General features: G+C 70.7%; 10 protein-coding genes. 7 read left to right on the top strand and 3 right to left on the bottom strand.

Annotation, left to right across the window (positions count from 1 at the left end; translation table 11 throughout):
• Positions 1 to 152: 152 nt before the first annotated feature.
• Together ACR2JA_RS00520 and ACR2JA_RS00515 are read right to left on the bottom strand one after the other, a co-directional pair.
• Positions 153 to 1,004 carry a heme-dependent oxidative N-demethylase subunit alpha family protein gene (locus ACR2JA_RS00520; protein ID WP_434007185.1) on the bottom strand — a complete coding sequence of 284 codons (852 nt, stop codon included), beginning with the start codon at positions 1,002 to 1,004 and terminating at the stop codon, positions 153 to 155.
• Complete coding sequence (locus ACR2JA_RS00515) at positions 1,001 to 1,897, bottom strand: LysR family transcriptional regulator (protein ID WP_434007184.1); 897 nt, start codon at positions 1,895 to 1,897, stop codon at positions 1,001 to 1,003. Before ACR2JA_RS00515 ends, ACR2JA_RS00520 begins: the two co-directional genes overlap by 4 nt.
• Positions 1,898 to 2,000: 103 nt before the next feature.
• On the opposite strand from ACR2JA_RS00515, the gene ACR2JA_RS00510 reads away from it, so the two are divergent.
• From ACR2JA_RS00510 to ACR2JA_RS00495, 4 genes are read left to right on the top strand one after another with little or no spacing between them, the layout of a single operon-like run.
• Complete coding sequence (locus tag ACR2JA_RS00510; protein WP_434007183.1) at positions 2,001 to 2,681, top strand: Bax inhibitor-1/YccA family protein; 681 nt, start codon at positions 2,001 to 2,003, stop codon at positions 2,679 to 2,681.
• A 29-nt stretch (positions 2,682 to 2,710) separates the two neighbouring features.
• Complete coding sequence (locus tag ACR2JA_RS00505) at positions 2,711 to 3,100, top strand: TerB family tellurite resistance protein (RefSeq protein ID WP_434007182.1); 390 nt, start codon at positions 2,711 to 2,713, stop codon at positions 3,098 to 3,100.
• A gap of 5 nt (positions 3,101 to 3,105) precedes the next feature.
• Complete coding sequence (locus ACR2JA_RS00500) at positions 3,106 to 3,528, top strand: hypothetical protein (protein WP_434007181.1); 423 nt, start codon at positions 3,106 to 3,108, stop codon at positions 3,526 to 3,528.
• The gene (locus ACR2JA_RS00495; RefSeq protein WP_434007180.1) at positions 3,525 to 4,130 is read left to right on the top strand and encodes an exopolysaccharide biosynthesis protein; all 606 of its coding nucleotides are present in this window, start codon (positions 3,525 to 3,527) and stop codon (positions 4,128 to 4,130) included. The genes ACR2JA_RS00500 and ACR2JA_RS00495 overlap by 4 nt, the downstream gene beginning before the upstream one ends.
• Before the next feature lie 7 nt (positions 4,131 to 4,137).
• Here ACR2JA_RS00495 and ACR2JA_RS00490 read toward each other — a convergent pair whose 3' ends face one another.
• Positions 4,138 to 4,905 carry a sulfite exporter TauE/SafE family protein gene (locus ACR2JA_RS00490; protein ID WP_434007179.1) on the bottom strand — a complete coding sequence of 256 codons (768 nt, stop codon included), beginning with the start codon at positions 4,903 to 4,905 and terminating at the stop codon, positions 4,138 to 4,140.
• A 64-nt stretch (positions 4,906 to 4,969) separates the two neighbouring features.
• On the opposite strand from ACR2JA_RS00490, the gene ACR2JA_RS00485 reads away from it, so the two are divergent.
• From ACR2JA_RS00485 to ACR2JA_RS00475, 3 genes are all read left to right on the top strand, one after another.
• On the top strand, positions 4,970 to 6,433 hold the full coding sequence (locus ACR2JA_RS00485) for a UbiA family prenyltransferase (protein WP_434007178.1): 1,464 nt from the start codon (positions 4,970 to 4,972) through the stop codon (positions 6,431 to 6,433).
• A gap of 143 nt (positions 6,434 to 6,576) precedes the next feature.
• Positions 6,577 to 6,936, top strand: coding sequence for an EamA family transporter (locus ACR2JA_RS00480; RefSeq protein ID WP_434007177.1), 360 nt, complete (start codon positions 6,577 to 6,579; stop codon positions 6,934 to 6,936).
• A 118-nt stretch (positions 6,937 to 7,054) separates the two neighbouring features.
• A partial coding sequence (locus tag ACR2JA_RS00475) for a glycosyltransferase family 39 protein (RefSeq protein WP_434007176.1) occupies positions 7,055 to 7,840 on the top strand: 786 nt, incomplete at its 3' end.

The following is a 7,840-nucleotide window of genomic DNA, read 5'->3' as shown; positions in this document are numbered from 1 at the left end:
TGGAAGACCGGCCATCTGCCCAGCCGCAGCGCGTCCCCCCGGCTGGGGATCCCGACAGCAAGGCCCGGCGGGCCCGCTGGACGGACACGGTGCACCACGCCGCCACGGCAAGGGCCTCGCATCGGTCAAGGCCCATGGCCCCAGCACGACCGTCAAGACGGTCTGAGTTCGGCGCACAGGCGCTCGCGCACCGCCGTCATGCCGCGGTTGTCGACCACCGCCTCGCTCATGGAACGCAGGGCCTCGCACAGTTCGGCGGCGCGCTCGGGCGCCACGGCCAGCACCTCGGCCAGCGGTGCCACCAGGATGCGGATGAAGAACACGCCGCGCCGCAGCGCCGGCAGCGGCAGCGTGGTCTGGCGTTCGACGCGAAAGAACACCTGGTCGATCAGCCGGCCGCCCGCCACATCGGCCGCCGCCACGGCGTCGGCCCAGCGGGTGCGGCGCGTTTCGGGGTGCTGGGCCAGGTCGCCGTTGGGCGTGAGCAGCCAGACGTGGCGCAGCATGCGGGCCTGGCGAAACGCCATGTCCACGATGCCGCGGCCACCGGCCTGCAGCAGCGCGTTGTCGGCCACCGGCGCGTGGATGGCGCCAAAGTCCAGCCCCAGCTTTTCGGCCGGGTCCCAGTTGGACGGGAAACACACCGACAGGCAGTGCGTGCGCATCCCATCCACTTCGTCGTGCAGGACCACGAAATCTTCCTGCAACCCCTCGGCCAGCGCCCGCGCATCGGGAGCCAGCGCCACCCCGGTCTGGGCCGCGTAGGCGTCGGCGATGGCCTGCAGCACGGCCGGGTCGGCCTCACCGATCAGACCGCGCGCCGGTACCGCGTCCAGCACGCGGCGCTTGTGATCGGCGTAGGCGGCGGCCCGCGCGTCGCGCAGGAACAGGTCGGGCACCGGGTCGGCTGCAGCCCCCAGCCTGGACAGGCCGGGCCGCATGCGGAACGGGCTGGTCACCGGCCAGGGCATGTGCACGGCCGGTGTGGTCACGGCGCCGCTCACGACGCCCCCGCCAGGTGGGCCTCCAGCAGGCGCTGCACCAGCGGGTGCTGCACCTTGCGCGCGGTGCCGATGGCGTAGAAGTGCTCCTGCACCTCGTCGCAGGGCGCGATCCAGGTCAGGCCGTAGCCCTGTTCCAGCTTCTCGCGCATGCGCTCGGGCGCGGGGAACACGCCCATGCCCGACGAGCCGAAGGTGGTCAGCAGCGCGCTGTCTTCAAATTCGCCCACCAGCTGCGGCACGATGCCACGGCGCTCGAACCACTGGTCCAGCCGCACCCGCACCGAGGCGTGCGCCGTGGGCAGCAGCACCGGCACGCGCGCCAGGCTGGCCGGGAAGTCTTCACGCACCGCGGCCAGCCAGTTGGCCGGAGCGAACCAGCCCATGGGCGAGTGGCCCATGGCGTGGCTGTACAGGCGCAGGTTGGGATTGGCGGGCGCGGGCCGGTCGGACAGCACCACGTCCAGCCGGTGCAGGGCCAGGTCGGCCAGCAGGTCGTCGAACTCGCCTTCGTGGCACATCAGGCGCAGGTGCGGCTCGGCCATCACCGGCTCCAGCAGGTCGCGCACGGCCAGCTTGGGCAGGCCGTCGGAAATGCCCACCACCAGCCGCACCGCGTGCTGGGTGGCGGCGTCGCGCACCGCGGCGGGCAGCTGCTCGCCCAGCAGAAAAATCTGTTCGGCCAGCTGCAGCGCGGTCTGGCCGGCCTCGGTCAGCACCAGGCCACGGCCGGCCGGCTTGAACAACGCATAGCCCAGCGACTGCTCCAGCAGCCGCACCTGGGCGCTGACGGTCTGCACCGCCATGCCCAGCCGCGCGGCGGCGTGCGACATGCCGCCTTCCTTGGCCGCGACCCAGAAGTAGTACAGGTGCTTGTAGTTGAGTTCCGCTTGCATCTCTGGTTTTCCGGAAGTCTGGATCACGCATTCTCTGCTTTATTGGAAGGCAGTGCATCCCTATCTTCGAGCTTCCCATGTTCACCCTGAAAGGAGAAACCACATGGAATCGCTCAAACGCAGTCCTTCCTGGTCCGCCAGCACGTCTCTGTCGGCGGACCGCCCGCAGGCCGCCAAGGTGCTGCGCAACACCTACGGCCTGCTGTCGCTGACGCTGCTGTTCGCGGCCGGCATCGCGGCGCTGGCGGTGGCCAACGCCTGGCCGGCGCCGGGCCTGATCCTCACGCTGGTGGGCTACTTCGGCCTGCTGTACGCGGTGCACAAGCTGCAGAACAGTGGCTGGGCCCTGCCCGCCGTGTTCGCGCTCACCGGCTTCATGGGCTACACCCTGGGCCCGCTGCTCACGCGCACGCTCGACTTGCCCGGCGGCGCCGGCACCATCGCCGCGGCGCTGGCCGCCACGGGCGCCACCTTCGTGGCGCTGTCGGCCTACGTGCTGACCACGCGGCGCGACTTCAGCTTCATGGGCGGCTTCCTGTTCGCCGGCATGTTGATCGCGCTGGTGCTGGGCATCGCGGCCTACGCCTTCTCGATGCCGGCGCTGGCCCTGGCCGTCTCGGGCATGGTGGCCCTGCTGTCGGTGGGTCTGATCCTGTTCGAGACCAGCCGCATCGTCAACGGCGGCGAAACCAACTACGTGCTGGCCACGGTCGGCCTGTTCGTCTCGGCCTTCAACCTGTTCACCAGCCTGCTGAGCCTGTTCGGCATCGGCAGCAACGACTGAACCTTTCACCCACCCACCAGGAGATCTGCATGCAAGCGTATCCGACCAACAGCCCCGAAGCCGCAGCCCGCGTGCTGGCCATGGCCATGCTGGCCGACGGGCAGTACTCGATGACCGAGATCCGCGCGCTGGACCGCCAGCAGGCACCCGCCCGGCTGGGACTCACACCCGAAGCCTTCAAGGCCGTGGTGGACGGCTTCTGCCAGGATCTGCTGCTGGCCCACGAGGGCCGCTGGACCGGCGAGGTCGACCCCGCCACGCGCCAGCAGCTGATGGACGAGATCACCGACCAGGGCCTGCAGGACCTGATCCTGCAGCAGTGCGAAGGCCTGATGCTGGCCGACGGCCACCTGGCCGATGGCGAAGTGGCCCTGCTGGACGCCCTGGGCGCCACCTGGCGCCGCCCGGTGCTGGTGTGACCGCCATGAAAGCACTGATCTGGGGCCTCACGGCCCTGCTGGCGGCCGGCTGGACCGGTCTGGTCTGGATCACGCACCAGCTCACCGGCTGGCTGCTGGGCGCCATCGACGCCGGCACGCTCAAGGACGCGGGCGGCGCCGTGGCCAGCCTGCCGGTGCCGCCGCTGCCCGAGTGGCTGAACCTGTGGATCGACACCGCCTGGCTGGGCGCGCTGCAGGCCTGGAGCGCCGACCTGCTGGGCTGGCTGGGCGCCGTGCTGCCCGCGGGCGACGCGCTGATGGCCTGGGTCGGCCCGCTGCTGTGGGTGGGCTGGGGCTTGGGGCTGTTCACGCTGCTGGCGCTGGCCGGCCTGGCCCATGTGCTGGTGGGGCGTGCGCCCTCGGTCGGGCAGGCCATGCAGGCCGCACGCCAGGTGGTTCGCCCATGAAAGATGGCATGGCCCAGCGGCTGCGCGCCGCGGGCGAGACCGACCCGACCGCCCTGCGGCTGACGCTGCGCGAGCTGCTGCAGCTGCACGGCGAGGCCTCGGGCGCGGTGCTGCTCATGGTCATGGCCTTGTTGTCCACCCTGCCGGTGGCCGGCGCGGGCACGGTGCTCAGCCTGGGCATCTTCGCGCTGGCCTGGGCCTGGCTGCGCGGGCGCGACAGCCTGCAGCTGCCCGAGAAGCTGGCCGCCGTGCAGCTCAACGAGATCTGGACGCGGCGCTGCCTGCACAGCCTGGCCTGGACCTACGAACGCGCCGAACGCTGGCTGCGCCCGCGCTGGACCGGGCTGAGCCACGCGAGTACCCGCGTCTGGTGGGCGCTGTGGATCGCACTGATGGCCGCCCTCATTTTTCTGCCGCTGCCGCTGGGCAACCTGCTGCCCGGCACCAGCCTGATGCTGCTGAGCCTAGGCTGGCTGTTCCGCGACGGCCTGGCCCTGCTGGTCTCGGCCGCCACCGGTGTGGTGGGCGTGGGCTACGCGGTGTCCATGGGGCACCTGGCCTTCGCGGCCTGGCAGCACGCCGGGGCGTGGATCGGCCTTTGAATCCGGTTCAGAGCCGTGAAAAGAACACCGCGCTCATCACCAGGCCCGTGGTGATGACGCCGCGCCGCACCCAGGCCACGGGAAGCGTTTTCGACCAGCGCGCGCCAAAGTAGCCGCCCGCGGTGGCGGCCACCATCATCAGCACGCCTTCGCGCCAGGCGATGGCGCCGGCCAGCACAAAGGCCGCCACCGACAGCCAGGACAGCACCAGCGAATTGAGGTTCTTGAGCGCGTTCACGGTGTTGAGCTTCGACTCGCCCGCCACCGTGTACAGCGCCATGAGCAGGATGCCCAGACCGCCGTTGAAGTAACCCCCATAGACGGCCACCGCCAGCAGGCCCGGCTCGCGCCAGCGCGCCAGCCCCTGCCCGCCGGCCGACGCGGCCTGCGCCCGTTTGGCCAGCGCCGGCCCGGCCGCGAACAGCACGGTGGCGAACAGCAGCAGCCACGGCACGATGCCGGTGAACAGCTTGGCCGGCGTGACCAGCAGCAACAGCGCGCCGGCCACGCCACCGATGGCGGCGATCAGCATTTCGCGCCGCAGGCGCTGCGCCGGCAGCTCGCGCAGCTCGGCCTTGAAGCCCAGCGTGCTGCCCAGGTAGCCCGGGCTGACGGCCAGCGCACTGGTGGCGTTGGCCACGATGGGCGGCACGCCGGTGAACACCAGCGCCGGGAAGGTGAGAAAGCTGCCGCCGCCGGCGATGGCGTTGAGCGCGCCGGCACCGAAGGCGGCGGCGACCAGCAGGGGGGCGTGGGTCCAGAAGTCGAGGGGCATGGCGACCGAGGGTAGCGCAGGCAGCACCCCTAGAATCGTCACAGCTGTTTCACCGGACCCGCGCTTGACCGAACCCACCGCCACCGCCGACGCACCCTGCCCGCTGTACGTGGACCTGGACGGCACGCTCACGCCCACCGACACGCTGTACGAATCGGCCCTGCTGCTGGTGCGCCGCCAGCCGCTGAACCTGCTGCGCCTGCTGACCTGGCTGCCGCTGGGCAAGGCGGCCTTCAAGCGCCGGCTGGCCGATGCGGTGCGCCCCGACCCGGCCACCCTGCCCTACCACGAGCCCTTTGTGCGCCACCTCATGACCGAGCGCGAGCAGGGCCGCAGCCTGGTGCTGGCCAGCGCAGCGGACGCGCGCATCGTGCGCGAGGTCTCCGACCACCTGGGCCTGTTCGACGACGTGCTGGGCACCGAAGCCGACGGCCCCAACCTCTGTCGTGCGCACAAGCGCGAGGCCATCGCCGCGCATGCGCGCGCCCAGGGCCACGAGCGCTGGGCCTACGCCGGCAACAGCCGTGACGACCTGTCGGTCTGGAGCGGCGCGGCCGAAGCGGTCGCGGTCAACGCGCCGCCGTCGGTCGTGGCCTCGCTCCAGCGCGAACACCCGCAGGCGCAGGTGTTCGAGCAGACGCCCCCATCGCTCAAGACGGTGCTGCGCGCGATCCGCCTCAAGCAATGGTCCAAGAACGCGCTGCTGTTCGTGCCGCTGCTGGCCGCGCATTCGCTGGACCCTGCGGCCTGGGGCGCGGTGCTGCTGGCCTTTGTGGCGTTCGGCCTGTGCGCCTCGGCCACCTACCTGGTCAACGACCTGCTGGACCTGCCCAGCGACCGCGTGCACCGCCTCAAGCGCCACCGCCCGCTGGCGGCCGGCAGCGTGTCCATCCCGCACGCGGTGGTGCTGGGCCTGCTCATGATCACGCTGGCCTTCGTGCTGGCGTGGCACGTGTCGGCCGGCTTCACGGCCATGTTGCTGCTCTACACCATCACCACCCTGGCCTATTCGCTGCAGCTCAAACGCCTGCCGCTGATCGACGTGCTGGTGCTGGCCGCGCTGTACACGCTGCGCATCGGCGCTGGCGCGGTGGCCGCGCAGGTCGAGCTGTCCAACTGGCTGCTGGCGATCTCGATGTTCCTGTTCCTGAGCCTGGCGCTGGTCAAGCGCTGCGCCGAACTGGAAGAACTGGCCGCCGAGGACAAACCGCCCGCCCCGGGCCGGGGCTACCAGCCGCGCGACCTGGTGTCGCTGCGCGCCATGGGCATGGCCTCGGGCTTTCTGGCCGTGATGGTGCTGACCCTGTACATCGACAGCCAGGGCAGCCGCGCGCACTACCGCCAGCCCGAATGGCTGTGGGCCGCCGCGCCGCTGGCCCTGCTGTGGGTCATGCGCATCTGGCTCAAGACCGGGCGGCGCGAACTGCACGGCGAAGACCCGCTGCAGTTCGCCCTGCGCGACGGTTTCACCTGGCTGGTGGTGCTGCTGATCGGTGGCATCGGCCTGGTGGCCAAAATCGGGCTGTGACATGAAACACCCCCCGCGCCACTTCGCGTCACCCCCCTGCAGGGGGGCGGCACTGGCCGTCCGGCAAAGCCGGCCCGGCGGTGCCACTGGACTGGACCGTTTCGCACGTCGCAGGTCGCGCGCAGCGCCGTGGAGCCGCTGACATGAAAACCATCGCACTGGCGCTCGCCGTCTTCTGCGTGCTGCTGTCGTCGGCCGCGCAACTGGCGCTCAAGCGCGGCATGGCGCCACCGCCCGGCAGCGACCTGGGCGGCACCTACGCCCACGCGCTCACCAGCCCCATGGTCTGGCTCGGCCTGGGCCTGTACGGCCTGAGCACCCTGCTCTGGCTGTGGGTGCTGTCGCGGCTGGATGTAAGCCTGGCCTACCCCCTGGTCAGCCTGGGCTTCGTGGTCACCATGGCCGCGGGCGTGCTCTGGCTGGGCGAACCCTTTTCCTGGCTGCGCGTGGCCGCCTGCACGCTGATCGTCGCTGGCGTCACGCTGCTCGCCCTGGAAGCTTAGACCACCCCCGTCGCTGCGCTCCGCCCCTCAAAGGGGCAACACCTGCGGCCCGGCAAAGCCGGTTCCGCGGTGTTCTCGACCCGATGAGACACGTGCTCCGACCACAGGATTGATTGCGATGAACGTTTCTGACTTTTCCATCGGCGCCGCCCGGCGCCTGTTCTGGACCACCTTCTTCGGCACCCTGCTGCTCAAGGTGGTGCTGGCCGCCGGCTTCCCCTTCACCGGCGACGAGGCCTTCTTCTACCAGTGGGGCGTGTTCCCGGCCTGGGGCTATTCGGACCACCCGCCCATGGTGGGCTGGCTGCTGGCCGTGCTGCACGGCATCAGCGACGCACCCCTGGTGCTGCGCAGCGTCACCCTGCTGGTCACCAGCGTCATCGCGCTGGGCATCGTCGACGTGCTCATGCGCCACCTGCCCGCCGAACGCGAGGCCGGCGCCTGGCTGGCCGGTGCGGTCTACCTGGTGCTGCCCTGGTCGTGGATGTTCGTGCTGGTGACCACCGACACGCCGCTGATCCTCTTCATGGCGCTGTCGGCCTGGTGCTACCTGCGCGCCAACGCTGCGGATGATCGAAGCGCCGGCTGGTACGCGCTGGCCGGCCTGTTCGTGGGCCTGGCCTTCCTCTCCAAATACTTCGCGGCCCTACTGGGCTTTGCCTACGCGGTGCACATCCTGGGCTGGCGGCGCGACTGCTGGTGGGCGCTGCCGCTCATGTTCGTGCTGGCCCTGCCCTCCATCGGCATCACCGTGGCCTTCAACGCCACGCACGGCTGGTCCAACGTGATGTTCAACGTCTTCAACCGCAACGAAGGCTCGCACTGGAACCTCAAGACCCCGGCGGTGTACGCGGCCATGACGGCCTACCTGCTCACGCCCTGGCTGCTGTGGCAGGGCCTCACA

It is taken from the genome of Hydrogenophaga sp. (assembly GCF_051007235.1).
In the GTDB taxonomy this organism is placed as follows: Bacteria; Pseudomonadota; Gammaproteobacteria; order Burkholderiales; family Burkholderiaceae_C; genus Hydrogenophaga.
Note: the sequence above shows the minus strand (reverse complement) of the source record. Positions and strands in the feature narration are given on the sequence as shown.

What these genes read in the sequence shown, in the direction of transcription:
- ACR2JA_RS00515 (WP_434007184.1), bottom strand. Translation starts at nt 1,897, where the DNA reads ATGCAAGCGGAACTCAACTACAAGCACCTGTACTACTTCTGGGTCGCG.
- ACR2JA_RS00510 (WP_434007183.1), top strand. Translation starts at nt 2,001, where the DNA reads ATGGAATCGCTCAAACGCAGTCCTTCCTGGTCCGCCAGCACGTCTCTG.
- ACR2JA_RS00505 (WP_434007182.1), top strand. Translation starts at nt 2,711, where the DNA reads ATGCAAGCGTATCCGACCAACAGCCCCGAAGCCGCAGCCCGCGTGCTG.
- ACR2JA_RS00500 (WP_434007181.1), top strand. Translation starts at nt 3,106, where the DNA reads ATGAAAGCACTGATCTGGGGCCTCACGGCCCTGCTGGCGGCCGGCTGG.
- ACR2JA_RS00495 (WP_434007180.1), top strand. Translation starts at nt 3,525, where the DNA reads ATGAAAGATGGCATGGCCCAGCGGCTGCGCGCCGCGGGCGAGACCGAC.
- ACR2JA_RS00490 (WP_434007179.1), bottom strand. Translation starts at nt 4,905, where the DNA reads ATGCCCCTCGACTTCTGGACCCACGCCCCCCTGCTGGTCGCCGCCGCC.
- ACR2JA_RS00480 (WP_434007177.1), top strand. Translation starts at nt 6,577, where the DNA reads ATGAAAACCATCGCACTGGCGCTCGCCGTCTTCTGCGTGCTGCTGTCG.